Genomic DNA, 26,801 nt, shown 5'->3' on the forward strand with positions numbered 1-26,801 from the left:
CTATCCAAAGATGGGTAAAATCTAAAAACTATTGCACAACAACTTGAACTTGACCGTTTTCAACATTGAATAATTGATAAGAAATAGACAAATCATGTAAATGTTTTTTTACTGATTCATGCTCTAAAGTGGTAATAAAAACTTGACTACCTAGCTGGCTCAATCGCTCAATTAATCGTCGCTGTGCGGTTAAATCTAATTCTGCTGTCAGATCATCTAATAATACCACAGTTTCCTTATTACAGGCATGCAGCATTGCAATCTGTGACAGTTTTAAGGCCATAATCAGCAGCTTTTTTTGCCCTCGTGAAAGCACCACGTCAGCATCGCCTAGCATTGTTTTTAAACGTAAATCTGCACGATGTGGGCCATATTCGGTATAACGTCGATCGACGTCTTTCTGATGATGTACGGTTAAGTCATTCAGCAAGCCCAGTTCGGTATGAAAGCCCGGACTATATTCCAATTGCACTTCTACATCAGGCAATAAATGCTTTAAATCCTGCTCAAAATACACTTTCCATTGCTCGACGATTCCACTGCGCTGTGAATGCAACATCTCGCCATATTCCCCCAACATTTTGTTCCACGGTTCCAATTCATTCAGACTGATGTTTCGTCTCGATTTCAACAAACTGTTGCGTTGTTTTAAAGCCCGAGAATAATATTGCCAGGCATGATAAAATTCAGGTTCCACGTGGAACATCAACCAGTCGATTAATTGTCGACGTGGTTTCGCGCCATGGTCAATAATATCGGTGCTTTGTGGGTCGATGTGTTGCAAAGGCAGAATTTTAGCCAACTGTCCTTGAGTGGCAATATGATCGCCATTGACTTTAATCAGTTGCTCACCTGACAGTAATTTTTGCATACCAATTTTTTCAGTGGCAGATTGTGCAAAAACAATGGCATTGGCTGTTTCATTTTGAATATAGTTTTTCGGGATATGGGTCCGGAAAGAACGCCCTGTTGCCAATAAATGAATGGCTTCAAGAATAGAGGTTTTCCCAGAACCATTGGGTCCATAAAAGACATTAAACGGCTGCAACTCTTGGAGTGCAACCGCTTTTAAGTTTCGAACACGTTCTATATTTAAACGCGTGATATGCATCGTTTGATCTTGTCAAAAATCTGCAAATTAAACACGCATTGGCATCACAACATAGGTTTGATCCTGTTGTGCTGGATCATGCACCAAGACCGATTGGTTGGCTTCAGTCATGGTCATTGATACATCATCACCATCTAAAGCCCCCAATACATCCAATAAATATTGCGCATTAAATGACATTTCCATCGGTGCATCAGCATATTGAATGGCTAAATCTTCAATCGCCTCATCTTGTTCTGGGTTATTGGCACGAAGCTGCAAACAGTCCGCACCAAAGTTTAAAAACACACCACGTAATTTTTCATTACTTAAAATGGCAACACGTTGCAGCGACTGTTTAAAGACATCATGTGCAATCAATACATTTTTATCACCACCACGTGGAATCACACGGCGGTAATCCGGGAATTTTCCATCAATTAATTTAGTGGTAAAACGAACGGTGATACTGCCTTGTTCTTTGTCACGACTCGGGATACTAATCGTCACATTTAATAATTCACGACCAATCAGTAAAGACAATTGCTCGTCTTCAATGCTCAGTAAGCGTTGTAATTCAGCAACCGCTTTTCGTGGAACAATCGCTTGAATGGCTTGAGTCGCAGTTGACGTTGCTGCGGTTTCACATAATGCTAAACGATGACCATCTGTAGTCACTGCACGAAGTTGATTTTGATCAATTTCAAGCAATGTACCGGTTAAATAAAAACGTACATCTTGCACCGCCATCGCAAAAGCGGTTTTCTCAAACAAGCGTTTTAATTCGCGCTGAGTTACCGTAACTTGCGTACCTTGAGCATTTTCAGTGCTCAATAGCGGATAATCTTCAGCTGGGAGTGTTCCCAACACAAAACGGCTATTGCCCGATTTTAAAATACAACGATCTTCAGTAATTTGTAGATCAATCAATGCAGCACTAGGTAACGATTTACAGATGTCCATCAATTTACGTGCAGGAACAGTTGTCTCACCCACTTGTAAACATGCACCCTCAGCCAAATGGGTGCTGGCAACCAATTCTACTTCTAAATCTGAGCCGGTAATGGTTAACGATTCGGTGCTGACTTGAATTTTGACATTAGATAAAATGTTTAAAGTATGGCGACGTTCAACCGCTCCTACGACATGTGATAGAACATTAAGTAAGCTTTCTTTCGCGATTTTCAAACGCACGGCATATTCCTCTAACAACTGAAGATTTCAGGTCAATTAACTAATTTTTTAGCAGTGTACTATGCGGCAGAATATGCCGCATTGCAAGAATAGAATTTGATCAAAACAGATCAACTTTGCAGCAAACGCTGCAGGTTTTTATAGTCTTCATTAAAGATCGGATCTTGTTCACGAAGGCTAAGTACTTTCTCACAGGCATGCATCACGGTACTGTGATCACGCCCTCCAAATGCCATACCAATTTCAGGAAAACTATCCCCTGTCAGTTCACGCGCAAGCCCCATGGCCAACTGACGTGGACGTGCATAAATACGGGTACGTTTAGGACCGACAATTTCTTTTAATGGAATGCGAAAATATTCGCTCACCACGCGCTGAATATTTTCAGTACTGATGGTTCTCGCACGAATCGCCAACACATCTTTTAACGATTCACGCACCACATCCAAATCAATCGGTGTGCCTTTAAAACGAGAAATGGCAACCACTTTATTGAGTGCACCTTCAAGCTCACGCACATTGGCCACGACTTGTTGTGCAACAAACAACGCACAATTACGCGGTAAATCTACACCACTGCTTTCGGCTTTTTTCAATAAAATTTCAATACGGGTTTCAATATCTGGTGGCTCTACCCCGACCGATAAGCCCCAAGAAAAACGTGAAACTAAACGTGCATCCAGTTCTGTGAGTTCTTTCGGATAACGATCCGAAGTCAAAATAATCTGCTTCGATTCATCCAGTAATGCGTTAAAGGTATAAAAGAACTCGACCAAACTGGCTTCTTTACCGGCAAGCAAATGAATATCATCGACCAATAACAAATCTAAAGAACGACAATTTTTCTTAAATTCTTCAACTTTGCCCTGCTGTAAAGAACTGACAAAATCTTGGACAAAACTCTCTGCCGTCATATACATGACACGCGCATTTGGTTTTGCCTGTAACAAAGCATTACCCACAGCCTGCATTAAATGCGTTTTACCTAAACCAGTCGGGCCATACAGAAATAAGGGATTATGCTGCGAAGCACCCAATTGGGTTAAAACTTTACGACAAGTTTCTGCCGCCATTTGGTTAGAACGGCCTTCAACAAATAACGAAAAAGTAAATAATGGGTTTAATAAACGTTTACGACTATTTTTTATCGTTGATTCTTCTTTTTCTTTTCGTGGTTTAACCATTGCAGCGGGAGCAGATTGTAATGCAGCTGTTGTCGTTGCTGGTTGCTCATTGGCTGATAAAATTGCACCCGGACGAGAATCCACCAAAATTTCAACTTTACGTACACGACCTTCCGACATTTGTTCTGCCAAAATCGTGATCAACTCAAGATGATGTTCTTGAATATAACGTGTCCAATAAGGATTGGGTGCATACAGTCTTAAGGTGTCATTAAGCTCTTCAGCAACCAAAGGGCGAATCCACATTGTAAAGACATTCCCCGAAAGCTCCTGTCGCAAACGAGTTAAACAGTCTGTCCAAAGCATGTGAAACCCCTATTTATTCCATTATTGGTAAAAAATTATTTGAGCCCGACTAAGCGGGTCGCCATTCTATCTAAGTTATCCACATCTGTCATGGCAAAATTAGCGAAATATTGCTTTAAAAAGTAATTTTCAAATTAAATTTAAATTTAAAACATGCTGTGGATAAACTTACACACAAGCTGTGGATAAAATATATCATAAAGTTATCCACAATTTAATAAAGTTATAAAAACATGGTTATCCACAATGTAAGCTTATGGTTATGAAAGGTAAAAATAGCTTTTCCACAGAAAAATAGCTCCCTAATAGTAATAAATTTAAATTTATAAATTTGAATTTAATTAATAAGAACGATCTGGCATGGGGATAACTCTCAATATTTTTAAATTTAAATTCAAAAGCAAGGGAATTCGTTTTATCAACACTAAGTTGTGGATAATATTGTGAATATTTCTGTTCATAACTTATGTTGTTTTATTAATCAATAGTTTGTGCTGTGTATAAAATACAAACAGCTTTAAATTAACTCAACACATCTAAGCATCTTAATTTTAAAAAAAAAGACTTATTTTGCAAGAAAACTTGTTTTTGATTGACAGCTCATTGAATGAGCACTAAAATCGCGAACCTTCATAGAAAGATCATTTTTGGAGTTTCGATATGAAACGTACATTCCAACCATCTGAATTAAAGCGTAAGCGTGTTCATGGTTTCCGTGCTCGTATGGCAACTAAAGCTGGTCGTCAAGTATTAGCTCGTCGTCGTGCAAAAGGTCGTCATAGCTTAACTGTTTAATTAGTTAAGTTATTACGATTTTGGGTGTTATGACACTTTATGGCTTCAGCACAGACGTGCGTATACGCTGTGCTGCCGATTATAAAAGTGTGTTTGATGGTGCGCTTTTTAAAGTGCATCAACCCCATTTCTTATTTTTGGCAAAAAATTCCGAACAACCTTCAAGTCGTTTGGGTATTGTTGTTGCTAAGAAAAAAGTGCGTCGCGCACATGAAAGAAATAGAGTAAAACGTCTTGCTCGCGAAAGTTTTCGCCTACATCAACAGCAATTAGATTTATTAGATATTGTGGTCATGCCTAAAGTAGGTATTGAAGCAATTCCTAATGCAGAATTGCAGCAGCAATTACAATTTGCTTGGCAGAAATTGCAACGCCTTGCCAATAAGCATAAAAAGATAGCTCCCTCCCCACAAAAGTAGAGATGGCCAATGGTACGTTTACTGCATTGGTTGATTCGATTCTATCAGATCGCGATTAGTCCTTTATTGGGACCCCGCTGTCGTTATATTCCAACATGTTCTCAATACGCTTTAGAAGCAGTGCATTCTTATGGTGCTGTGCGTGGTGCGTGGTTAGCTACAAAACGTATTTGTCGTTGTCATCCTTGGGGTGGTTCTGGTTATGACCCTGTTCCCCAGAAAGCAATTCGTTTTATTTCATTTCAGCAAATAGATTCTCAAATGCTTCACGTTGCTGTACCCTTTCGTGATCGTTTATTGAACCGAAATCACTCTAACTACTTGGGATAATAGATATGCAACAATGGGCCAGGTTTGCAATTCTAGGGGCCATGTTTGTCGTCGCATATTTGCTTATTTTGGCATGGCAAAAGGATTATGGTCATGCGGAAACTAAACCTCAGCAAGAAGCTGCGGTTGTTTCGCATGAAGTATCTGCAGATTTGCCAAATGGTCAAACAGCTACTGTAGCGTCTGACATGCCTCAAGCAAATATTGCAACTCAGCAAACAACAACAGATGCTACGGCACCTGTAAGTCAACAGCTTATTTCAGTACAAACTGACCTGTATCATCTTTGGATTAATCCTAAAGGTGGTGACATTGTTCGTATTGAATTATTGAACCATGATAAAAATAAAGACAGTGATCAACCGTTTGTCATGCTGGAAAGCGATGCAAAACGTACTTATGTTGCTCAGTCTGGTTTGATTGGTTTAAATGGGCCAGACAGTAACCGTAATGGCCGCCCTGTTTATGAGATTGAAAAATCATCTTATAACTTAGCGGATGCTAAAGCAGAAAAAACTGAAGACGGCAAAGTTGTTAAAGTTTTATCTGTACCTATGGTTTATAAAACCGCTGATGGTGTAGAAATCATCAAGACATTTACCTTTAAACAAGGTGAATATCCGATTATTGTGAACCACAAAATTGTCAATCGTAGTGCAGGCAATTGGCAAGGTCAGATGTTTGGTCAAATCAAACGTGATAATTCAGATGATCCGGGTAAATCAGACCAAGGTATTTTCACCCTAGGAACATTCTTGGGTGGTGCTTGGGGTACGCCAGAAGAACATTACAATAAGCTTAAATTTGCCAACTTCAATGAAGAAAAATTGAATGTTGAAGCAAAAGGTGGCTGGGTTGCAATGGTTCAACACTATTTTGTTAGTGCTTGGATTCCGGGTGATCTCAAACTGACTCAAGCGGGTGGTCAGCCTTATAGTGCGAAATTAGAATCACGTCAATCAACAGACAACATGAATATTATCGGTTTCACTTCACCGATGATTAATGTGCCTGCGGGTACTGCGGCTGAATTGGATGCAACCTTCTATTCAGGTCCTAAAGTTCAATCTGAACTTAAAGATTTGGCTATTGGTTTAAACCAAACTGTTGATTATGGTTGGTTATGGCCAATTGCGAAGTTATTGTTCTTGGGTCTTCAATTCTTCCATAACATTGTGGGCAACTGGGGCTGGGCAATTATCTTATTGACTGTCTTGGTGAAACTGATTCTTTGGCCATTGTCGTCTAAGAGCTACCGCTCAATGGCGAAAATGCGTGTGATTGCCCCTGAAATGCAACGCATGAAGGAAGAGTTCGGTGAAGACCGTATGCGCTTCTCTCAAGAAATGATGGCCTTGTATAAACGTGAACAAGTGAATCCGCTTGCGGGTTGTTTGCCACTGTTATTACAAATGCCAATTTTCCTTGCATTGTACTGGGTGTTAATGGAGTCTGTAGAACTTCGTCATGCACCTTGGTTACTTTGGATTCAAGATTTGTCTGCAATGGATCCGTGGTTTATCCTGCCGTTATTGATGGGTGCAACCATGTTTATTCAGCAGTCTTTAAATCCACAACCGGCTGATCCAATGCAGGCGAAAGTCTTCAAAATCATGCCAATTATCTTCACTGTATTTATGTTGTTCTTCCCTGCGGGCTTGGTGTTGTACTGGATTGTCAATAACAGTATTACCATCTTGCAACAAAGTTTGATCAACAAAGGTGTTGAAAAAGACCGTGCCAAACGCGAAGTTGTTTAATCACGACTGATTGCGAATAGCTGAATAAATCCGCTTAAGATGGTAATCTTAGGCGGATTTTTATTTGGCTGTGATTTAGGATTTTTTGAGGTGAATTTTATGCAAAACCGAACAACGATTGCTGCAATTGCGACTCCACCTGGACGTGGCGGTGTCGGTGTCATTCGTCTGTCAGGTCCTAAATCCTATGCCATTGCCGAAGCTTTGACGCAAAAAGACTTAGCAAAGGCACGTTTTGCTGCTTTTCGGCAGTTTTATGATGCTGCTGGTGAGGTAATGGATGAAGGCTTAGCGATTTGCTTTCCAAATCCACATTCATTTACCGGTGAAGATGTGGTGGAGCTACAAGGGCATGGCGGTCCTGTTATTCAAAATGCTTTGCTGGCACGTTTGCTTGAGTTGGGTGCAATTGCAGCCAAAGCCGGTGAGTTTTCCATGCGTGCTTTTGAAAATGGTAAACTCGATTTGGTTCAAGCCGAAGCCATTGCCGACTTGATTGATGCAACCTCACAAGCGGCAGCTCGCTCTGCGGTACGTTCTTTACAAGGTGCATTTTCAACGCGTGTGAACACTGTGTTAGAGAAACTGATTCATTTGCGTTTACATGTCGAAGCTGCGATTGATTTCCCGGAAGAAGAAATTGATTTTTTGGCTGACGGTAAAATTTTAGCGCTCCTACAAGATGTGCAAAGCTCGGTTACGGCAGTACAAGCCTCGGCACGTCAGGGTCAGTTGCTGCGTGAAGGTTTACAGGTGGTGATTGCAGGGAAACCCAATGCCGGAAAATCGTCGTTACTTAATACCCTAGCAGGAAATGAACGTGCCATTGTTACGGATATTGCAGGTACAACGCGTGATGTATTACATGAAAAAATTAGCTTAAATGGTTTACCCATTACCCTCACTGATACTGCTGGTTTACGTGAAACTGGCGATATAGTCGAGAAAGAAGGCATTCGCCGCGCGATTAAAGAAATTGAACAAGCTGATTTGTTGCTGTTGGTCTATGACTTAAGCCAAGGCGAAGACCCTTTGCAATTGGCACAGAATTATTTTGCTGAGCATCTTGAACCGAAACGCTTAATGTTAATTGCCAATAAGTGTGATTTAACCCATGCCCCGGCAGATATTGGTGATTATCAGGGCTTCCGTCATATCACGGTGTCGGCTAAGCAGGAAACAGGCGTGCAGTCGCTTATCGATGCGATTACAGCGCATGCCGGCTTCCAGCCAGAAGAAGATACCTTTATTGCCCGCACACGTCATTTAGACGCAATGAAGCGTACGCAGGTGTATCTGGCGGAAGCGCATGAGCAGTTGGTGGTGTATCAAGCGGGTGAGTTGGTGGCTGAGTCTTTACGTCTGGCACAAAATGCCTTGGCAGAAATTACCGGTGAATTTAGTGCTGATGATTTATTAGGCAAAATCTTTGGATCGTTCTGTATCGGGAAGTAATGCATAAAAGAATCAAATGCATAAAAGAATCAATTGAAGGGCATATTCGATGCCCTTTTTTTATTTTTAAGAGTTGATCAACAGCAGCTAGATGATGTTGTAGGACAAGATCTAATGCAGTTACTGAGTAAAGAGGTACGGTAAAAAAGTAAAACCTCATTTACGTAACCAAATTGATGAAATTGTCGATTCTTTGCAGTTAAAACTTTTCTAAAATTGAATTAAAAACTAGCCTTCATTTGAAGGCTAGTTTTTAAATGATGAAATTTTCTTATACCAAACAAGCAAAGCGAAGCAAAGTAAACCAACGCCGATACAAAAGCCTAAGACACCGATGGTTAAACCAAAATGATCTGCTAAATAACCCACCGCAATAATCGGTACAATCGTGCCTAAATAACCAATAAATAAATAGGTCGACATCACAGCTGCACGGTTATCTGCGCTAGTCATTTGGTGAATTAAGCCAAATGCACCTAATAAGCCTAAGCCATGCCCCACACCCACCAAAATATCGCTGATAAAGAACAAAGTGCTCCACTGCATACTCATGCATAAGCCGAGTAAAATAAAACTGAGCAGCAAGGTCATCAGCCCTAAAGTTAAGCTTTTAGCCGCAGTCAGATCTTTAGCAAAAAATTGCACTAAAGCAGAAATCAGTAAAATACTCGAAATTGCAGCGCCACTAATCAAAGGCCCATGCCAAGGAATTAAATCTTTAACAAAAGAAGGTGACAGCGATGCGAATAAACTAAATGCGCCAAAAGCACAGAATGCGGTGAACCCTGCAATAAAAAATAAGGCTTTATGTTGGGCTTCTGGGGTTTCTAAACGCGGTGCAATTGAAAAAGGCTGAGCTTTAAACTGCGGTACTTTTAGCCAAAATAAACCGCAAAAGCATGCCATTGCTGCTGCAATAATGGGTAAATAGGGCGTTGTTAAAGGGGAAGTTGAAAATTGTGCAATCAATCCACCAATAAATGGCCCCAATCCAAAACCAATCACCGTAATGATCGAGCTTAACTGGGGTGCATTTTGTTTATGACGGTCTGGAATAGTGGTAATCAGGCCTAACATTGCTGAAGTGCTGATCAGTCCTGAAGCAATGCCAATAATAAAACGTCCGAAAGCCAACCAAGCTGCATTGGGTGCAATCGAGGAAATGGCTAAGCCTAAAATGACAAAAATAATTCCGATTTGTAAGGTACGTAGAAAGCCTAAACTGTTGCTGATACGACCTAGAAAAAGCAAGGTTGCCAGACAACCAAACATATAGGCGACAAAGATATAGGTAATATGGCTGGGGAGCAGATGCCAGAGTTCTTGATAAATCGGATATAAAGGGCTGGCGAGTGCCGTTCCAATGGTTCCAATACAAAGTGCTAGGCTGACCATGAGAAAGGGTCGCCATGATTGTTGAGTCATCATGTCGGGTCACAAAAACACCCGCTAAATTGAAAAATAGCGAACATTTGGAGAGAAATAAGAAGAGTTGTAGATTAGTTCTTCTTCAACGACCGCGTCAATTTATAAGATGTAAATCATTTAACCATAACGCTTTAATAATTTTAAAAATTCAGCCAATTCATGTTCATTAATTTCAGTCTGTTCAGCAATCACGTGATGGCGCAAATGTGATTCAATTAATTCATTCATTAAACCGTTCACCGCTCCTTTAATTGCAGCGACTTGCTGTAATACCGTAATGCACGAGCTTTCAGGGCTATTTAAAGCGTGCTCTACCGCATTCATTTGTCCTTTTAAGCGTTTAACACGATTTTGAATTTTCTGATCTTGATGTAAATGAGCCAATACAATACTCCAAAAAACAAATATACTATGGGGGAGTATATTTTAACACTAAGATTATGCAAAAAGCCCCATTAACACGATCACACACACATCAGTTTGATGAAGGTAATCCACTCGCACAAAAACGCATTCTATTCGCGACTATTCTAACGGCAGTCATGATGTTATTAGAAGTGATAGGTGGTTGGATTTACAATTCGATGGCGTTGCTTGCTGATGGTTGGCATATGAGTTCGCATATGTTGGCATTGGGCTTGGCTTATTTTGCCTATCGTTCTGCCCGTCATTATGCCGAGGATAGCCGCTTTAGTTTTGGGACATGGAAAATTGAAATTTTAGCAGGTTATAGCAGCGCTATTTTATTGATGGTGGTGGCGTTATTTATGGCCTTTCAGTCTATAGAACGACTGTTTAACCCGGTTGATATTCACTATAACCAAGCCATTCCAATTGCAATTTTGGGCTTGGTGATTAATCTGATCTGTGCTTGGTTACTGCATGATGGTCACCATCACCATCACCATCATGAGCATGAAAATGAGCATGCTCATACCCATCATGACCTCAATCAAAAAGCGGCCTTTATGCATGTGGTGGCTGATGTGGTCACTTCAATTTTTGCCATCATTGCTTTGTGCGCAGCGAAGTATTTAGATTGGGGTTTTCTTGATGCAGTATTGGGTATCTTGGGTTCAATTCTGGTTGCGAAATGGGCGATAGGTCTAATAAAAGAGACTGGAAAAACCTTACTTGATGCAGAAATGAACCATCCTGTGGTTGAGGAAATTCGTGAAGTGATTGCTGAGTTTCCTCAGGCCGAGATTACCGATTTGCATGTATGGAAAGTTGGAAAAGGAAAATTTTCCTGTATTTTGGCTTTAGTCACTGATGCCGAATTAAATGCAGACCAAGTTCGTGAGGCTTTATCCATTCATGATGAAATTGTGCATATTTCGGTAGAAATAAATGCTTTGTAAAAAATATACATGTTCCACGTGAAACCTCAAGCATGCAATATGTTTGGTTTAAGTAATGACGGTTAAAAATGACTAAAGTTCTGGTCGGATTTTGAGTAGAATCAGCTTGAATAATTTGAACCTTTGAGTAAAAAACATGATTAAAAAAACATTGGCATTGGCTTTAGCCAGCTTTATTTCAACCTTAAGTTTGGCCAATGTTGATACGGTCAAGACTAACCTTACGAAACAGCATCCAAACTTGAAGATTGAAAATATTCAAGCCACCGAAATGAAAGGTATTTATAGTGGTTCGATGGATGGCCAAGTGGTGTATGTTGGTGAAGATACCCAGCATATTTTAATTGGTTCAATGTTTCGTTTAAGTGATCAGAAAAATTTAACCAAAGATTTAATGCTCAAGCAAAATAGTATTGATTGGAAAAAATTACCTTTGCAGGATGCGGTCAAAACGGTGCGAGGTAATGGTAAACGCCAGATCGCGGTCTTTTCTGATCCAAATTGTCCATATTGTAAACAGCTTGAGACTGAATTAACCAAGCTGAATGATGTCACGATTTATACATTTATTTACCCGATTAAAACGCAATCTATTGCTGTTTCAAAACAGGTTTTCTGTGAAAAAGATCCTGCTTTAGCATGGTCAAATTTGATTGCGAAAGGCATTCAACCAAGTTCGAAAAAAACCTGTGCCAATCCAATTGAGCGTAATTTAACTTTAGGTAAATCATTGGCTTTAAATGGTACACCGGCGATTATTTTCTCTAATGGTTTTAAAATGATGGGTGCCTACCCTGCACAAGAAATAGAAAAAATGTGGCAAGAACTAGGTTTGTAGAATGTCGTGCTTGTTGAAGTAAAGCATAAAAAAGTACCTTAAAAAAAGGTACTTTTTTATTTGATGAGTTGCATATTTCAAACTTTTTTTAGCCCCCTGATTTTTTCGAAACCAAGTTATAAAGAAAGAGGATAATAATGGCGCCAATGACTGAGGCAATGAATCCAGCAGCAGAATTGTCACCATAAAGTCCGAGCAAACGCCCACCATAAGTTGCTAATAAAGACCCTGCAATACCCAATAAAGCGGTAATCAAAAATCCTGCTTTATCATCGCCTGGATGAATGGCTCGAGCAATTAAACCCGCAATAAAACCGACCACGATAGCAACGATGAGTGACCACATCTGTCTTCTCCTTTTTTTATATACTTTCAATTCGCTTTCATGTTCATAATTAATCATTTATCGAAAATGAAATAGATCAATCATGCTAATAACTGTTGTTTTTATGTTCGTTCTAAAAATCAGCGCATAAAAAAAGTGGCCTTCGGCCACTTTAAGTATCTATTGATAACGATTGTGTTCTTATAGACCAATTTCACCAATAAATGGAATATGGCGATATTTTTGGTCGAAGTCTAAGCCATAACCGACAATAAACTTATCTTCAACTTCAAAGCCTAAAAATTTCACATCAAGTTCGATTTCACGGCGTGAAGGTTTGCTAATTAAAGTACACAGTTCAATTGAATGAGGATTACGGGTGCTTAAAATTTCCAGCACTTTGCTGAGGGTATTACCCGAATCAATAATATCTTCAATAATCAAAACATCTTTGCCGCGAATTTCACCGTCTAAATCTTTTAAAATTTTGACATCACGGGTTGAGGTGGTACCGCCACCGTAACTGGATACCGTCATAAAATCGAGTTCATGAGGTTTGCTAATAGTACGGCATAAATCAGCCATGAAAATAACTGAACCGCGAAGTAAACCAATCAGAACAAGTTCTTTGTCACTATGGGCATAGTGAGCATCAATTTTTGCACCAAGCTCTTTGACTTTAGCGTGAATTTCTTCCGCTGAGATCATTACGCTCATATGAACGGTCATGGGTAGATACCTAAAAACAAATCAAAAAATAAAAAAGGTGTTGACCAGCAACACCTCAAAAGATGTTCTAATTTTAATACATCTGCTTAAGAGATGCATCTTTTTTGCGGCTGAAAATGTATCAAGCCTTGAGTTGTGTAGTCTCACGCTTGATTGAGAAAGCACAACTCAGCACGATTAGCAGCAGCAATATCATCTTTTTACTGAATGTTTTTTGAGTTTTATGCCTTGATATAAACCGGCTCTCCATAAATATAAGTGGCATGAATATTACGATCATCGCCCATGGTCATTAGGGCAAATAAAGCATCTTCTATGCCTTTGGCACGTGTTTGGCGTAGTGCTTGTAAGGCCGTTGCTTTTAAATCTAATACAATAAAATCGGCTTCTTTACCCAGATTGAAATTGCCCAGTTTATCCGCCAGATCTAAGGCTTTGGCTCCCCCTAAGGTCGCATGATACAAAGATTCAAAAGCAGAAAGTTTATCGCCCTGAAGTTGTTGTACTTTGTAGGCTTCATTTAAGGTTTGTAGCTGGTTAAATGACGTGCCTGCCCCAATGTCTGTGCCTAAGCCGACTTTGACTTGTTTTTCCCATGTTTTTTTCAAAGGAAATAAACCACTGCCTAAGAATAAATTTGAGGTTGGGCAAAAGGCAATTGCTGAATTGGTCTCATGCATACAGTCCCATTCCGCTTCTTCTAAATGGACACAATGGGCAAATACCGAGCGCTGCCCTGTTAAACCATAATGATGATAAACATCTAAATAGCCTTGTTGTTCAGGGAACAATTCTTTAACCCAAGCAATTTCATTTTTGTTTTCGCTTAAGTGGGTATGTACATAGACTTCAGGATATTCAGCTTTTAACTGCCCTGCTTTTGCCAGTTGCTCAGGAGTCGAGGTCGGTGCGAAACGTGGCGTAATCGCATACAAGTTACGACCTTTGCCATGCCATTTTTCAATCAGTGCTTTAGAGTCGCTATAAGCACTTTCTGCGGTATCACATAAGTCTTCGGGGGCATGACGATCCATCATCACCTTCCCTGCAATTAAACGCATCTGATGTTGTTCTGCCGCTTCAAATAATGCATCCACCGATTCAGCATGTACGCTACAAAAAACTAAAGCAGTGGTCGTGCCATTTTTTAGCAATTCTTGCACAAAAAATTGGGCGATTTGGTCGGCATAAGCTTTGTCTTTAAATTGTAATTCGGTTGGAAAGGTATAGGTGTTCAGCCATTCCAGCAGTTGCTCGCCATAAGCGCCGACCATTTCAGTTTGCGGGAAATGAATATGGGTATCAATAAAACCCGGTACAATCAGTTGCTCAGGATAATGCTCAAATGGCATATCTTCATTCAGCAAATGCTGCCCATCTTGCCATGTGCCAAACCAGGTGATTTTCCCTGCTGTGGTGATGACTAAACCATCTTCAAGGTAACGAATGGCTTGAGGAATATCTGCTGCTTGAGAAACCGTGTGTTGAATATCAAGAAAGCGACCACGAACGGCGCGTTGAGCCTGAATGGGAGACATACAATAACCTTTAACGTGTAATTTTTTCGATTGATTGTACCTGAAATTATTCTATGTTCAGGCCTATTGAATGTCGATTGTGATGAGATCTTAAGGAGAAAATGATGCACTTGGCTGAAAACTATCAAAATATGCTGAAGAAAAATCTTTTCAAGCATCGGGAGCTTTATGCCAGATTACTTTTTTTACGAGAAGTGAAACCCGAGGCATTTTACAGTGCAGGTGTGATTCGCAATCTTATTTGGTCTGTCGCGCATGATCAGCACTACGCGCTTTCACGGACTGAAATTGATGTGATTTTTTATGATACAGAAGATGAGTCTGGTTTTGAACAGCGGCATTTGGCTGAAATTTTAAAGCAGAAGTTTCCTGAAAATGACTGGGATGTCGTCAATCAGGCATCGGTTCACCAATGGTATACCACAGAAGATGGCGCATCGATTCCGCCATTGCAATCGATTCAACATGCACTGTCTTTATGGCCGGAAACGGCGACGGCAGTTGCGGTACGCTTATTGGAAAATAATACGCTTGAGATTATTGCACCCTTTGGTTTGGATGATTTATTTGAGTTAAAGCTAAGATGGAATGCCGCGTTGGTCAGTCATGATGTTTTTATGCAAAGAATGGAAGAAAAGCAGTTTTTGCAGAAATGGAACAAATTAAGCTTACTGTGATGAATAAGTCTTAGTGCATTTCTATATATGTTTGTGCATCGAAAAGCTGTGGATGGCATTTTTTGTATTTGCTGTTTTATTTTTGCGGTAAAAAAGCCCTCCACGTTGGGAAGGCTTTTATGGTTAGCAAAACATTAAGACTGTGATTCTTGTTTCTTGTTATAGCGAATGGATAACCAAGCGGTAATGGCTAAAGTGATGACAATAAAGCCAAGTGAAATCCAAATTGGCATATGGAATACGTCTAGCATCAACATTTTGAAACCAATAAACAGCAAGATCAGCCCTAGACCGTAGGGTAAATAGTGCATCTTGGATGCAGACCCAGCCAGCAAGAAAAACATTGCGCGTAAACCTAAAATCGCCATTAAGTTTGCGGTTAAAACAATAAAGGGATCACTGGTGACTGCAAATATCGCAGGAATAGAGTCGACGGCAAAAATGACATCCGATGCTTCAACCAAAATTAGAACCAGAAATAACGGTGTTGCCCACAACAGACCATTCTGACGAACAAAGAACTTATCCCCTTCTAGCTTAGGTGTGATACGTATGTGCTTACGCAACCACTTTAAGATTGCCATATCTTCAATATTCGGGTCTTCTTCATGTCCTTTTAAGAACTTAAAGCCGGTGTAAACCAAGAATGCACCGAAAATATAAAGCACCCATGAGAACTCTTGTACGAACCATGCACCAATAAAAATAAAGATCGTTCTGAGAACAATGGCGCCAAGTACACCATAAAGTAGAATTTTACGCTGTAAAGCAGGTGGAATAGCGAAGGCAGCAAAAATCATTAACCAGACAAAGACGTTATCAATCGCAAGAGATTTCTCTAATAGATAACCAGCAAAGTATTCCATGACTTTGGTATTTGCGATAGCGACGCCAGCGGTTTGTTGCAGGTAAAGCCATAAGCCACCACCAAATAAAATGGCGACAGAAACCCACGCCATACTCCAGTACGCTGCGGTTCTAATTTTGACTTCTTGACCTTGTTTTTGTTTAAAGCCTAAAAAGTCGACGGTGAGCATGACGGCAACTAAACCGAAGAATGCTAAATACAGCCATAAATTGCCAATTGTTTCCATGTGAATCCTCCACATCTAACAACCGGCCATAAAAAAACCTTGACCTGTTGCCAGATGATATAAACATCTGTGTCAACATGATCAAGGTCTTGCCTACATCTAAATACCAATGTTTGGTTATTTCAGATGCTCAGATACCGACTTTTTGCAAAGTGTAATGACGATATTCTGACACGTCAGTCATTTAAAAAGCTCAAATGGCTGACGTTTGGAGGAGGCTACTCCCCTTGTTCAACATAATTTAGTTTTGGATCAAATCCAAATATGGCTGAAGAATCGCATATTTATGGTCATTGTGCAAATTTTATCTGTAGCCGTTACAGTTTTATGAAGTCTTTGCGCTGTACTAACACTAACGCCAAAACCATGCCGAAAACCGCGACTAAGCCCCCCACGAAGCCAATATGACTTAAGCCATAACGTGCGGTAACCCATCCACCCAATAATGCACCACCTCCAATGCCGACATTATAAAGACCTGAATAAATGGCTATGGCGACATCAGTTGCATCTGAAGCAAGGTTGAGCGTTTTAGCTTGTAGGGCTAGGCTCAAGCCAATAATGCCCATCCCCCAAAATAAGCTGAGCATATTTAAGCTAATGAGGTCTTGTGCCAGAGGCAGTAACAGCAACATAGAAATTGCTAAACATAGACTGCTGAAAGGAATCGCAACTTTAGGATAACGTGCACCAAATTTGCCAAATAAATAAGAACCTAAGAAACCTGCGGCACCATAAATCAGCAATAAAGTGGTGGTTTGTGCTGAACTAAAATGTGCAATATTTAGGGTAAAGGGTTCGATATAACTATAAGCGGTAAATTGCGCGCTAATCATGATGATGGTCAATGCAAAGACCAACATCAAGCTGGGGTGCTTAAATAGGATGGCAATACTTTGAAATGAACCTGAATTAATACTGGGCAGCTTAGGTAGCATTTTTGCCAAGGTCAAACAAACCAGTGCTGCGCCAATAGCAATTAAAGCAAAGGTATTGCGCCAACCATAGGCTTCACCAATCATGCGACCGAAAGGAATACCCAAAACCATGGCTAAAGCTGTCCCTGTTGCCAACAAACCCAAGGCTTGAAATTCTTTGCCCTTGGGTGCGATTCGAACAGCCAGCGAGGCGGTGATTGACCAGAACAGTGCATGAGAAAATGCAATACCAATACGACTGGCGATGAGCATATTAAAATTCCATGCAAAATATGACAGCATGTGACAGGCAATAAACACCACAAATAATGCGATTAACAAGAAGCGTCGTTCAATATTTTTGGTCATTAACATTATGGGCAATGAAATCAGTGCAACCACCCATGCATAAATGGTAATCATGATGCCGACATCTGTGGCCGGCATATTAAAGCTCTGACCAATATCACTCAGCAATGCCACAGGAATAAATTCAGTGGTATTAAAAATAAAGGCAGCAAAAGCAAGGGTAATGACACAAATCCATTGGCGTGATGGATTGGGAGATGTTGTTTCTGAAGATGACATTGACATAAGTCAGGAAATTTAAATAAGCAGCGTTAAATTTTAAGCTTAAGTTGCAGGCGTGTTAAGCTAAAATGTAGTGGAAAAGTAATGCTAAAAATAGTTAACAGATGATCATTAGAATATTGCTTAGTTAATTTTTCTACTGAATTGATTGCTTATTTAAATGGGTTTTTTAACTTTTCTTTGTAAATTGACAATACGAGGGCGAGTGCAATACAAAACAAAAAAATGATCGCAATTAAATTAAGATCCATAAGCGCTAGTCTATAAAATTTACTGACCAATCTAAAGGTTTAAGATTTTGTTTTATATCCCTTTAATTGGGTATTTGTGATTAATTATACTCATATAAGTGACGTTGTATGGAGAATGAATTGGTTTTTACTGATTATATGGGTTTGATTTTTATTGTGAAAATAAAAATATAATGACTTTATCCTTTGAGCAAATCTGTATTCGACAAAGATCCTACTATGCATGCTGTTTTATTTCGGTAAGATATGTTTTGAAGTATTAATAATTTAGAAACGAATAATTTAGAGGGTGTTATGCAATTTCAACATACAGATAACAAGCAAAAAGGTGAATTTTTTTTAGATGATGCTCAAGGCCAGCGCATTGCAGAAATTAGCTATGTGTGGCGTAGTGAAGATATTATTGTTGCCGATCATACTTGGGTGGATGATTCTTTGCGTGGGCAAGGTGCTGCGCGAAAGTTATTGGATGTTTTGGTTGAATTTGCACGTGAAAAGCAGTTAAAGATTGTACCGACTTGTTCTTATGTGGATACGATGTTTAAGCGTGATCAGAGTCTGGTGGATGTGGCTGCTTAATCTATTTTTCGCATAAACAATAAATAGCTTAAAACAGTTTTCCTCAGATAGGAGTGACTACTTTTATGCGAATGACACACTAACAAGAATTAAAAACTAAAAAGCCAATTCATATGTGTGAATTGGCTTTTTAGAATTACAGCGCTGAATTTTAAGCTTGTAATGCAGCAATCAATTTCTGATGTAACCCGCCAAAACCGCCATTCGACATAATCACCACAGCATCGCCCTCACCTGCCTGACTGACCACTGTTTGAATAATATCTTCCAGTGAGCGAGCAACTACCGCTTTATTTGAAGCCGCTTCAATGACGGGTTGTAAATCCCAGTCCAGACCTTCAGGTTGATACCAAATCACTTCATCGGCCAAACGTGCAGAATGGGCTAAACCGTCTTTATGACTGCCCATACGCATGGTGTTGGAACGTGGTTCAATAATTGCCCACAGTTTACGTTCAGCAAGGCGTTTACGTGCGCCGTCTAAAGTGGTTTCAATGGCTGTTGGATGATGCGCAAAGTCGTCATACACTTCAATGCCACGCACTGTACCCAACAATTCCATACGGCGTTTTACACCGCCAAAATTTGATAATGCTGCACAAGCGGTTTCAATCGAAACACCGACATGCTCAGCAGCGGCAATGGTTGCCAAAGCATTGGCAACGCTGTGCTGCCCTGTCATATTCCATGTAACGATGCCTTTGACCACACCATTTTCTAATACTTTAAAATGTGAACCATCAGCAGAAAGTTGTTCCGCAGAAAGCACTGCTTTGGCATTGGCTTCTAAACTGGTTCGAACCACAGGCGTCCAACAGCCCATTTGCAAAACTTCATCAATATTGCTTTCAGTAATCGGGGCAATAATGCGACCTTCACTTGGAATGGTACGGACTAAATGATGGAATTGTTTTTGAATGGCAGCCAAGTCATCAAAAATGTCGGCATGGTCAAATTCAAGGTTATTTAGAATCGCTGTTTTAGGATGGTAATGCACAAACTTAGAACGCTTGTCGAAGAATGCAGAATCATATTCATCAGCTTCGACACAGAAGTATTTACCGCCACCCAAACGTGCACTTTCGCTAAAACCTAAAGGTACACCACCAATCAAGAACCCTGGATTTAAACCCGCTTGATCCAGTACCCAAGCCAGCATGGTTGTGGTTGTGGTTTTACCGTGAGTGCCTGCAACCCCTAAAACGTGTTTGCCTTGTAAAACATGATCGGCAAGGAATTGTGGGCCTGAAATATACGGTAAGCCTTCATTGAGCATATATTCAATCGCATCAATGCCACGTTTCATCGCATTGCCAACAATCACCAAATCAGGATGGGGGTGTAAATGGCTGCGGTCATAACCTTGCATTAAAGTAATGCCTGCATTTTCAAGTTGGGTCGACATCGGTGGATAGACATTTGCATCTGAACCCGTCACTTTATGACCCAAGTCACGCGCTAACAGCGCCAGTGAACCCATAAATGTGCCACAGATACCCAAAATATGCAGATGCATACACTTAACTCCGCTGTGTTTTAGACACATCACTTTTTTATTGTGCTGTTGTCGTGATTAATTTGATTTGAAAGCAACGATAGCAAGGGTTTCACTGAAAAGATAGTTTTTCTTGTATCTATTCATGGGATTGTAGGATGGGTTTTATCGTGTCGTTCGATGCATGTTGTCGGGAAGAAAAATCAGCATTTAAATGACATGATTTTTTATTTAAAAACCGTAAAATATTCACGAGTGTTCCAGATAAATTCAGCATGTTATTTCCCCTGTTACTTTTAATTGTCTCCAATTGTTTTATGACTTTGGCTTGGTATGGTCATCTAAAATTTTTACATGGTGCGCCACTTTGGCAGGCGATTTTATTTGGCTGGCTGATAGCCTTGCTCGAATACAGTTTTATGATTCCTGCAACACGCTTGCTCGCGCAGCAAGGTTGGTCATTGGGTGAGATGAAAATCACGCAGGAAGTGGTGACTTTGCTGGTTTTTGTGCCTTTTATGATTTTTCTATTTAAACAGCCTTTTAAATTAGATTATGTGTGGGCAGGATTGTGTCTTTTGGGTTGTGTCTATTTTGTTTTTAGAAGTCAGTAAAACTTGATTTTATAAAAATGTGCTTTACACAACAAAGCCTTTTCAATGGTCCTTCAATTTTGGAAATAACCTTCGGTTCGACTTACTTTTGTTTTGGCAAAAGTAAGCAAAACCATTGTCATTCGCAAAACTCGTTAGATACCACCGAAAACTATATTAATCGCAGAAACATTACTTATTAAGTGTAGTCCTGCCTCAAACAGTTGCGAATGACATTTCCGCGTATCAATTTACTTTTAGGGTTTGAAATCAATTTCTTTATTATTTTCCAAAAAAATAGCGGAAATATAGCAGTACGGTATCTGTTAAATTTTGGCGAGACGAATTTTCAGTCTATAATAGCGAGCTTCTGATTCATGTAAAGCTTGGCTCTCGTCGAGATTTATCCTTCCTTACATTCGTTTATGGAATATTTGCAATGAATGCGGCCGCTGCACAAGACGCTCCTTTAGTTGGAATTATCATGGGTTCTCAATCTGATTGGGCAACTTTAGAACACACTGCCAATATGCTCAAACAGCTTGGTGTCCCTTTTGAAGCTGAAGTCGTTTCTGCCCATCGTACGCCTGATCGTTTATTCGAATATGCTGAAACAGCACGTGAACGTGGTATTCAGGTGATTATTGCGGGTGCAGGTGGTGCAGCACATTTACCGGGTATGTGTGCAGCGAAAACTGATTTACCTGTACTGGGCGTTCCTGTGAAATCGTCTATTTTAAATGGCGTCGATTCATTGCTTTCTATCGTGCAAATGCCTGCGGGTATTGCGGTCGGTACATTGGCGATTGGCCCTGCGGGTGCAACCAATGCGGCAATTATGGCAGCGCAAATTTTAGGTCTGACACGTCCTGAAATTGCAAAAAATGTTGCCCAGTTCCGCGATGCTCAAACTGAAAAAGTGGTAAGCAACAATATTCCAGGTCACATTCCGAGCCAAGCTTAAAACGGGACATATGTTATGGATAAAACCATCGGTATTTTTGGTGGTGGTCAACTCGGCCGTATGATGGCGCAAGCTGCCCTACCACTGAATATTCAATGTACTTTCTTTGAAGCAAGTACAGATTGTCCATCGGCTGTATTGGGTCAAGTGATTTCAAGCAAAGCTGAAAATGGTTTACAGGATTTCATCAACAGTGCGGATGTCTTCAGCTTAGAGTTTGAAAATACACCCTTGGCTGATGTTGATGTATTGATCAAAAACAAAGATTTACATCCACCTCGTCAGGCTTTAGCCATTGCACAACATCGTTTGTCAGAAAAAGCTTTGTTTGATGAATTAGACATTCCTGTTGCACCTTATCGTGCAGTGGATTCATTCGACAGCTTACAACACGCGGTTGCTGAACTGGGCTTGCCGATTGTCCTGAAAACCACCACTGGTGGTTATGATGGCAAAGGTCAATTTGTCCTGCGTTCAGCAGATCAAATGGAACAAGCTTGGGCGGAATTGGGTCCAGCGGGTTCATTGATTGCAGAAAGCTTTGTGACGTTCTCTCGTGAAGTGTCAATTATTGCGGTGCGTGGGCAAAAAGGTGATGTGAAAACTTGGCCATTGGCTGAAAATCACCATCACAACGGTATTTTGTCGCACTCGATTGTTCCTGCACCTAATAGTGCTGATTTACAGCCTGTAGCGCAGGATTACATCACCCGCCTGCTGAATCATTTGAATTATATCGGTGTGTTGACGCTAGAATTGTTTGTCACTGACAACGGCCTATATGCCAATGAAATGGCACCCCGTGTGCATAACTCAGGTCACTGGTCGATTGAAGGCGCTATTTGCTCGCAATTTGAAAACCATATTCGCGCCGTTGCTGGTCTGCCCCTTGGTTCAACGGATGTGGTTCGCCCGACCGTGATGATCAATATCATTGGCAAGCATCCAAAGTCTGAAGATGTATTGGCGCTCAATGGCGCACATTTACACCTGTATAATAAGACTGAACGTGAAGGTCGTAAGATTGGTCACATCACGTTAATGCCAAATGACAGCGCTGAATTGACGACTTTATGTCGCCAATTGGCGAAAATTTTGCCAGAGCCATTAGCACTGACTCAAGATATGAGCATTTAATCCTTCGATTGAATGGAAAAAAAGCGGTCATGCCAATGACCGCTTTTTTTATGCCTGAAGTTCGGGCATGATTGCGCCTCTTTTGAACTAGCGCCGCATTCATTGCAACAAAATAAAAATAACAGCATGCCATTGATGCAATAGTTCAGAAATATTCTGCATAAAAAATCAACACATGAAGAATCTACGGTATTTAAGTTTTACTAAGGTGGAGCAGCGCAGATTTTTTAAATTCAAAAACCATGATTTTGAATTTAAAAAATATGAATTCAAAGTGATATTTGCATTATGAATTCAAACTTTAAATTTAAAAAATTAAGTTTTGAATTTAAAGTTTTAGTTGTGTAAAAACCGATAAAGCATGAATAAATTAACTTATCCATAGCGTGTTTGAATTTAAAAATTCGGTTTTAAATTTAAATGTGCAAATTTGAATTTATATTTTGGCTGATTTTGAATTTAAATTTTAAAAAAAGCGGGTGTTGTGGATAACTTTTTAAATTCAAAGAAGAGAATATGAATTTAAAACAAAAACAATGAATTTAAATTTACGATTTGATTCAGAAGTTCTGGATTGATGATGGTATGGTAAAAACATAATTTAAATTCAAATACCATTAGGGATACTATGCGTCGCTTAGCTTTCGTTTTAGCTTCAGTTTTTTTAGCCATGACTCAAGCCAAGGCTGAGTTGATTATTAATGGTCAAACTATTTCTTCTTCGCCATCCAGTTTTAATACAGCATCTACAGCACAAAATGATTTTCAGCAATGTCTGACTAATTTACGTACTCAAGCAATTGGTTCAGGTGTAACGGGCTTGACCTATGATCGTTATACGCAAAATTTAACCCCAGATTATTCGGTGATTGAAAAACTGAACTACCAACCTGAATTTTCTACGCCGATTTGGGATTATTTATCCGGTTTGGTGGATGAAGAACGGGTGCAGCTGGGGCAGCAAAAATTGGCACAACATCGTGAGGTGCTCAATCGCGTTGCAGCCGCCTATGGCGTACCCGCTGAAACAGTGGTGGCTGTTTGGGGCGTAGAAAGTAATTTTGGTCAAATTTCGGGGAGTTATCCTTTATTACAAGCTTTAGGCACGTTAAGTTGTGAAGGTCGTCGGCAAAGTTTTTTCCGTGGTGAATTTTTTACCACCATGCGAATTTTACAGCGTGGTGATTTAACTGAGCAGCAAATGAAAGGCTCGTGGGCAGGCGCATTTGGTCATACCCAGTTTATGCCTTCAACCTATGAAGAATTAGCGGTTGATTTTGATGGTGATGGCCGTCGTGATTTGGTTTCCAGTACCTCGGATGCCTTGGCTTCTACTGCAAATTTCTTAAAAAAACGCGGTTGGCAAACCGGCATGCCTTGGGGCTTTGAAGTGCGCATTCCAGACGATATGTCGATTGCTGGAGAAAGTCGTCGTAATAAAAAGTCTTTAAGTAGCTGGATGAGTCGTGGTGTGGTTCGTGCAGATGGGAGTGCTTTAATCCAAGGGAATTTATCGAGCAGTAGTGCCGCTGGATTGATGGCACCTGCTGGCGCGAATGGTCCGGTATTTTTAGTCTTTAAAAATTTCGATGCTATATATAGTTATAATGCTGCGGAAAGTTATGCCTTAGCTATTGCGCATTTGTCTGATCGCTTACAAGGCAACGGTGGTTTTAGTAAAGCTTGGCCGACCGATGATGCCGGTACTTCACGTGCAGAACGTCGTGAAATTCAGCAGTTTTTGCTCAATAAAGGTTATGACATTGGCAGCGTCGATGGATTGATTGGCGATAAAAGCCGTCAAGCGATTCGTCAGGAGCAGATTCGTTTGGGGCTTAGTCCAACAGGGCGCGCTGGACAACAAATTTTAGCTGCTTTTCGCAATGAAAATGCCCAAAAAATGATGCGATAAAATCAATGGTTTTAAGACGTTAATCTAAGAATCAAAAAAGGTCTGTATAAAACAGACCTTTTATTTTGGGTGTTTTTACTTATACCGCAGTAATGCTACCTAAAATTCGATAGCCTGCTGCGCCCGTGACCGTAGGTAAGTTGCCACTTTGTTGGTTGACAAAGCGCATCGCCAGCCAAGCAAAAGCAGTGGCTTCCACCCATGTCGGGGCTAAGCCAATCGCGGATGTGGTTTGAACAGACCAATTATGTTTACGTAACCGCCAGCGCAGTTGTTCAAGTAAATGTGAATTATAGGCACCACCACCACAGACATAGACTTCACCGGTATCCATATTTGAACGATAAATGGCTTTTTTAATCGCGCGCGTGGTGAGTTTGAGTAAAGTCGCTTGAATATTTTCAGGGATATCTTCTAATTCGTTATATTCAAGATCATTGTGCCAGTCGGCAATTTGTTCATCCAACCATTCGAGGTTGAAATCTTCGCGGCCTGTACTTTTCGGTGGTTCTTTAGAAAAATATTCGTGTGCTTGTAAACGGTCGAGTAAACTGCGAATCGGTTGACCGTAGGCTGCCCAATTGCCATTTTCATCATAGGGTTGCCCAGTATAACGATGGCACCAAGCATCCATCAAAATATTGGCGGGGCCAGTATCAAAACCAAACACACCGTCTGGATTACCTGCCGGCAACATACTGACATTGGCAATGCCGCCGAGGTTTAAAATGACGCGGTGAATACTGGAATGTTGAAATAAGGCTTGATGAAATGCAGGCACCAATGGTGCGCCTTGACCACCCGCTGCTATATCACGACGTCGAAAATCTGAAATGACCGGAATTTGCGTCATTTCAGTAATGATATTGGGGTCGCCAATTTGCAAAGTAAAACCGTGTTCAGGGCGGTGGCGAATGGTTTGTCCATGTGAACCGATGGCTTTAATTTGGCTACGATCTAAATGATTTTTTTCAATCAGCTCATTAATGCCACTGCCAATCATTTGAGCCAGCGCCACATCCGCTTTGCCCATGCGATCAATTTCATTGTCATTTGGTAAGGTCAGTGCCATCAGTTCATCACGTAAATCCGGATCAAATGGCAAGGTCAGGGTGGCATGAAGCTGCAAAGGATCAAATGAAGCAGCAACGATGTCAACGCCATCCATGCTGGTGCCAGTCATTACCCCAATATAGATCGCTGTCATGATGATAGTTAAGCCTGCATTGTGCTGAAAAAGTGTTAGTATATCGCACAAATTGTATAACAGATGTATTGGGTTTTGTGATGTCAAATTTCCTGCCGGCTGAAGAACAACTTGCCCTCATTCAACGAGGCACTCATGAAATTATTTCTGAAGAGGATTTGTTAAAGAAACTTAAAGAAAATCGTCCCTTAAAAATTAAAGCGGGCTTTGATCCAACAGCACCAGACCTACATTTAGGTCACACTGTACTGATTAATAAGCTAAAAGTGTTCCAAGATTTGGGACATGAAGTGACGTTCTTGATTGGTGATTACACCGCCATGATTGGTGATCCAACAGGTAAAAGTGCAACGCGTCCACCTTTGTCACGTGAACAAGTGTTGGAAAATGCCAAAACCTATCAAGAACAAGTGTTTAAAATTCTTGATCCAAATAAAACCAAAGTGCGTTTTAACTCTGAATGGTTTGCGACAAAAACGGCTGCTGACCTGATTCAATTGGCTTCACAGCAAACGGTTGCTCGTATGCTTGAACGTGATGATTTTACCAAGCGTTATAACAACCATCAACCGATTGCGATTCACGAATTTTTGTATCCATTGGTGCAAGGGTATGACTCAATTGCATTGGAA

General features: G+C 40.4%; 25 protein-coding genes and 1 pseudogene. 14 read left to right on the forward strand and 12 right to left on the reverse strand.

What is annotated here, in order from left to right:
• Positions 1 to 28: 28 nt before the first annotated feature.
• The 3 genes from recF to dnaA form a co-directional block, all read right to left on the reverse strand.
• Positions 29 to 1,111 (reverse strand): DNA replication/repair protein RecF, encoded by a 1,083-nt coding sequence (gene recF / locus F994_RS12670; RefSeq protein WP_004650897.1) that lies wholly within the window; start codon positions 1,109 to 1,111, stop codon positions 29 to 31.
• A gap of 27 nt (positions 1,112 to 1,138) precedes the next feature.
• A complete protein-coding gene (gene dnaN / locus F994_RS12675; protein ID WP_004650898.1) occupies positions 1,139 to 2,284 on the reverse strand; it encodes a DNA polymerase III subunit beta in 1,146 nt (381 codons plus the stop codon).
• A gap of 110 nt (positions 2,285 to 2,394) precedes the next feature.
• Positions 2,395 to 3,774, reverse strand: a complete 1,380-nt coding sequence (gene dnaA, locus F994_RS12680; protein WP_004650899.1) for a chromosomal replication initiator protein DnaA — start codon at positions 3,772 to 3,774, stop codon at positions 2,395 to 2,397.
• Between the two features lie 660 nt (positions 3,775 to 4,434).
• Between dnaA and rpmH the strand changes: the two genes are divergently transcribed.
• The 5 genes from rpmH to mnmE all read left to right on the forward strand — a co-directional run bounded on the left by rpmH (position 4,435) and on the right by mnmE (position 8,533).
• A complete protein-coding gene (gene rpmH, locus F994_RS12685) occupies positions 4,435 to 4,569 on the forward strand; it encodes a 50S ribosomal protein L34 (protein ID WP_000831329.1) in 135 nt (44 codons plus the stop codon).
• Positions 4,570 to 4,598: 29 nt separating this feature from the next.
• Entirely contained in the window at positions 4,599 to 4,988 is a 390-nt protein-coding gene (gene rnpA, locus F994_RS12690) for a ribonuclease P protein component (RefSeq protein ID WP_004650901.1), read from the forward strand.
• Positions 4,989 to 4,997: 9 nt separating this feature from the next.
• Entirely contained in the window at positions 4,998 to 5,318 is a 321-nt protein-coding gene (gene yidD / locus F994_RS12695; protein WP_004650902.1) for a membrane protein insertion efficiency factor YidD, read from the forward strand.
• Between the two features lie 5 nt (positions 5,319 to 5,323).
• Entirely contained in the window at positions 5,324 to 7,078 is a 1,755-nt protein-coding gene (yidC, locus tag F994_RS12700; RefSeq protein WP_004650903.1) for a membrane protein insertase YidC, read from the forward strand.
• A gap of 99 nt (positions 7,079 to 7,177) precedes the next feature.
• Entirely contained in the window at positions 7,178 to 8,533 is a 1,356-nt protein-coding gene (gene mnmE, locus F994_RS12705; protein ID WP_004650904.1) for a tRNA uridine-5-carboxymethylaminomethyl(34) synthesis GTPase MnmE, read from the forward strand.
• A gap of 246 nt (positions 8,534 to 8,779) precedes the next feature.
• Here mnmE and F994_RS12710 read toward each other — a convergent pair whose 3' ends face one another.
• Both F994_RS12710 and F994_RS12715 read right to left on the reverse strand, forming a co-directional pair.
• A complete protein-coding gene (locus F994_RS12710; protein WP_034697184.1) occupies positions 8,780 to 9,958 on the reverse strand; it encodes an MFS transporter in 1,179 nt (392 codons plus the stop codon).
• A gap of 120 nt (positions 9,959 to 10,078) precedes the next feature.
• Positions 10,079 to 10,345 (reverse strand): metal/formaldehyde-sensitive transcriptional repressor, encoded by a 267-nt coding sequence (locus F994_RS12715; protein WP_004650907.1) that lies wholly within the window; start codon positions 10,343 to 10,345, stop codon positions 10,079 to 10,081.
• Positions 10,346 to 10,401: 56 nt separating this feature from the next.
• On the opposite strand from F994_RS12715, the pseudogene dmeF reads away from it, so the two are divergent.
• Both dmeF and F994_RS12725 read left to right on the forward strand, forming a co-directional pair.
• A pseudogene (dmeF, locus tag F994_RS12720) lies at positions 10,402 to 11,378 on the forward strand (CDF family Co(II)/Ni(II) efflux transporter DmeF).
• Positions 11,379 to 11,458: 80 nt separating this feature from the next.
• Entirely contained in the window at positions 11,459 to 12,160 is a 702-nt protein-coding gene (locus F994_RS12725; protein ID WP_004650909.1) for a DsbC family protein, read from the forward strand.
• Positions 12,161 to 12,248: 88 nt separating this feature from the next.
• On the opposite strand, the gene F994_RS12730 is transcribed toward F994_RS12725, so the two are convergent.
• The 3 genes from F994_RS12730 to guaD all read right to left on the reverse strand — a co-directional run bounded on the left by F994_RS12730 (position 12,249) and on the right by guaD (position 14,752).
• Positions 12,249 to 12,506 carry a GlsB/YeaQ/YmgE family stress response membrane protein gene (locus F994_RS12730; protein WP_004650910.1) on the reverse strand — a complete coding sequence of 86 codons (258 nt, stop codon included), beginning with the start codon at positions 12,504 to 12,506 and terminating at the stop codon, positions 12,249 to 12,251.
• A 180-nt stretch (positions 12,507 to 12,686) separates the two neighbouring features.
• Complete coding sequence (gene hpt / locus F994_RS12735) at positions 12,687 to 13,214, reverse strand: hypoxanthine phosphoribosyltransferase (RefSeq protein WP_004650911.1); 528 nt, start codon at positions 13,212 to 13,214, stop codon at positions 12,687 to 12,689.
• A gap of 221 nt (positions 13,215 to 13,435) precedes the next feature.
• A complete protein-coding gene (guaD, locus tag F994_RS12740; protein WP_004650912.1) occupies positions 13,436 to 14,752 on the reverse strand; it encodes a guanine deaminase in 1,317 nt (438 codons plus the stop codon).
• 104 nt (positions 14,753 to 14,856) lie between these two features.
• Here guaD and F994_RS12745 point away from each other — a divergent pair, with 104 nt between their 5' ends.
• The gene (locus F994_RS12745) at positions 14,857 to 15,429 is read left to right on the forward strand and encodes a nucleotidyltransferase family protein (RefSeq protein WP_004650913.1); all 573 of its coding nucleotides are present in this window, start codon (positions 14,857 to 14,859) and stop codon (positions 15,427 to 15,429) included.
• Between the two features lie 134 nt (positions 15,430 to 15,563).
• Here the strand turns inward: F994_RS12745 and F994_RS12750 are convergent, their stop codons facing one another.
• A complete protein-coding gene (locus F994_RS12750) occupies positions 15,564 to 16,523 on the reverse strand; it encodes a TerC family protein (RefSeq protein WP_004650914.1) in 960 nt (319 codons plus the stop codon).
• Positions 16,524 to 16,840: 317 nt separating this feature from the next.
• Entirely contained in the window at positions 16,841 to 18,028 is a 1,188-nt protein-coding gene (locus F994_RS12755) for a sugar transporter (RefSeq protein ID WP_004650915.1), read from the reverse strand.
• A gap of 548 nt (positions 18,029 to 18,576) precedes the next feature.
• On the opposite strand from F994_RS12755, the gene F994_RS12760 reads away from it, so the two are divergent.
• On the forward strand, positions 18,577 to 18,861 hold the full coding sequence (locus F994_RS12760; protein ID WP_004650916.1) for a GNAT family N-acetyltransferase: 285 nt from the start codon (positions 18,577 to 18,579) through the stop codon (positions 18,859 to 18,861).
• Between the two features lie 151 nt (positions 18,862 to 19,012).
• On the opposite strand, the gene mpl is transcribed toward F994_RS12760, so the two are convergent.
• Positions 19,013 to 20,377, reverse strand: a complete 1,365-nt coding sequence (mpl, locus tag F994_RS12765; protein ID WP_004650917.1) for a UDP-N-acetylmuramate:L-alanyl-gamma-D-glutamyl-meso-diaminopimelate ligase — start codon at positions 20,375 to 20,377, stop codon at positions 19,013 to 19,015.
• 254 nt (positions 20,378 to 20,631) lie between these two features.
• Here mpl and F994_RS12770 point away from each other — a divergent pair, with 254 nt between their 5' ends.
• The 4 genes from F994_RS12770 (at position 20,632) to F994_RS12785 (ending at position 24,962) form a co-directional block, all read left to right on the forward strand.
• Positions 20,632 to 20,970 (forward strand): DMT family protein, encoded by a 339-nt coding sequence (locus F994_RS12770; RefSeq protein ID WP_004650919.1) that lies wholly within the window; start codon positions 20,632 to 20,634, stop codon positions 20,968 to 20,970.
• Between the two features lie 418 nt (positions 20,971 to 21,388).
• Entirely contained in the window at positions 21,389 to 21,913 is a 525-nt protein-coding gene (gene purE, locus F994_RS12775) for a 5-(carboxyamino)imidazole ribonucleotide mutase (RefSeq protein WP_004650351.1), read from the forward strand.
• A 15-nt stretch (positions 21,914 to 21,928) separates the two neighbouring features.
• Positions 21,929 to 23,050, forward strand: coding sequence for a 5-(carboxyamino)imidazole ribonucleotide synthase (locus tag F994_RS12780; protein ID WP_004650352.1), 1,122 nt, complete (start codon positions 21,929 to 21,931; stop codon positions 23,048 to 23,050).
• A 628-nt stretch (positions 23,051 to 23,678) separates the two neighbouring features.
• The gene (locus F994_RS12785) at positions 23,679 to 24,962 is read left to right on the forward strand and encodes a lytic murein transglycosylase (protein ID WP_004650354.1); all 1,284 of its coding nucleotides are present in this window, start codon (positions 23,679 to 23,681) and stop codon (positions 24,960 to 24,962) included.
• Positions 24,963 to 25,041: 79 nt separating this feature from the next.
• Here F994_RS12785 and F994_RS12790 read toward each other — a convergent pair whose 3' ends face one another.
• Entirely contained in the window at positions 25,042 to 26,169 is a 1,128-nt protein-coding gene (locus F994_RS12790; protein ID WP_004650355.1) for an anhydro-N-acetylmuramic acid kinase, read from the reverse strand.
• A gap of 80 nt (positions 26,170 to 26,249) precedes the next feature.
• Between F994_RS12790 and tyrS the strand changes: the two genes are divergently transcribed.
• On the forward strand, positions 26,250 to 26,801 hold a 552-nt coding region (gene tyrS / locus F994_RS12795; protein ID WP_004650920.1), incomplete at its 3' end, for a tyrosine--tRNA ligase.

Origin of the sequence: Acinetobacter bohemicus ANC 3994, assembly GCF_000367925.1 — a bacterium.
Classification (GTDB): Bacteria; Pseudomonadota; Gammaproteobacteria; order Pseudomonadales; family Moraxellaceae; genus Acinetobacter; species Acinetobacter bohemicus.

Excerpts from the sequence above, each read along its gene's own strand:
- recF (WP_004650897.1), bottom strand. The coding sequence starts at position 1,111 with ATGCATATCACGCGTTTAAATATAGAACGTGTTCGAAACTTAAAAGCG.
- dnaA (WP_004650899.1), bottom strand. The coding sequence starts at position 3,774 with ATGCTTTGGACAGACTGTTTAACTCGTTTGCGACAGGAGCTTTCGGGG.
- rpmH (WP_000831329.1), top strand. The coding sequence starts at position 4,435 with ATGAAACGTACATTCCAACCATCTGAATTAAAGCGTAAGCGTGTTCAT.
- rnpA (WP_004650901.1), top strand. The coding sequence starts at position 4,599 with ATGACACTTTATGGCTTCAGCACAGACGTGCGTATACGCTGTGCTGCC.
- yidD (WP_004650902.1), top strand. The coding sequence starts at position 4,998 with ATGGTACGTTTACTGCATTGGTTGATTCGATTCTATCAGATCGCGATT.
- yidC (WP_004650903.1), top strand. The coding sequence starts at position 5,324 with ATGCAACAATGGGCCAGGTTTGCAATTCTAGGGGCCATGTTTGTCGTC.
- mnmE (WP_004650904.1), top strand. The coding sequence starts at position 7,178 with ATGCAAAACCGAACAACGATTGCTGCAATTGCGACTCCACCTGGACGT.
- F994_RS12710 (WP_034697184.1), bottom strand. The coding sequence starts at position 9,958 with ATGACTCAACAATCATGGCGACCCTTTCTCATGGTCAGCCTAGCACTT.
- F994_RS12725 (WP_004650909.1), top strand. The coding sequence starts at position 11,459 with ATGATTAAAAAAACATTGGCATTGGCTTTAGCCAGCTTTATTTCAACC.
- F994_RS12730 (WP_004650910.1), bottom strand. The coding sequence starts at position 12,506 with ATGTGGTCACTCATCGTTGCTATCGTGGTCGGTTTTATTGCGGGTTTA.
- hpt (WP_004650911.1), bottom strand. The coding sequence starts at position 13,214 with ATGACCGTTCATATGAGCGTAATGATCTCAGCGGAAGAAATTCACGCT.
- guaD (WP_004650912.1), bottom strand. The coding sequence starts at position 14,752 with ATGTCTCCCATTCAGGCTCAACGCGCCGTTCGTGGTCGCTTTCTTGAT.
- F994_RS12745 (WP_004650913.1), top strand. The coding sequence starts at position 14,857 with ATGCACTTGGCTGAAAACTATCAAAATATGCTGAAGAAAAATCTTTTC.
- F994_RS12750 (WP_004650914.1), bottom strand. The coding sequence starts at position 16,523 with ATGGAAACAATTGGCAATTTATGGCTGTATTTAGCATTCTTCGGTTTA.
- F994_RS12755 (WP_004650915.1), bottom strand. The coding sequence starts at position 18,028 with ATGTCATCTTCAGAAACAACATCTCCCAATCCATCACGCCAATGGATT.
- F994_RS12760 (WP_004650916.1), top strand. The coding sequence starts at position 18,577 with ATGCAATTTCAACATACAGATAACAAGCAAAAAGGTGAATTTTTTTTA.
- mpl (WP_004650917.1), bottom strand. The coding sequence starts at position 20,377 with ATGCATCTGCATATTTTGGGTATCTGTGGCACATTTATGGGTTCACTG.
- F994_RS12770 (WP_004650919.1), top strand. The coding sequence starts at position 20,632 with ATGTTATTTCCCCTGTTACTTTTAATTGTCTCCAATTGTTTTATGACT.
- purE (WP_004650351.1), top strand. The coding sequence starts at position 21,389 with ATGAATGCGGCCGCTGCACAAGACGCTCCTTTAGTTGGAATTATCATG.
- F994_RS12780 (WP_004650352.1), top strand. The coding sequence starts at position 21,929 with ATGGATAAAACCATCGGTATTTTTGGTGGTGGTCAACTCGGCCGTATG.
- F994_RS12785 (WP_004650354.1), top strand. The coding sequence starts at position 23,679 with ATGCGTCGCTTAGCTTTCGTTTTAGCTTCAGTTTTTTTAGCCATGACT.
- F994_RS12790 (WP_004650355.1), bottom strand. The coding sequence starts at position 26,169 with ATGACAGCGATCTATATTGGGGTAATGACTGGCACCAGCATGGATGGC.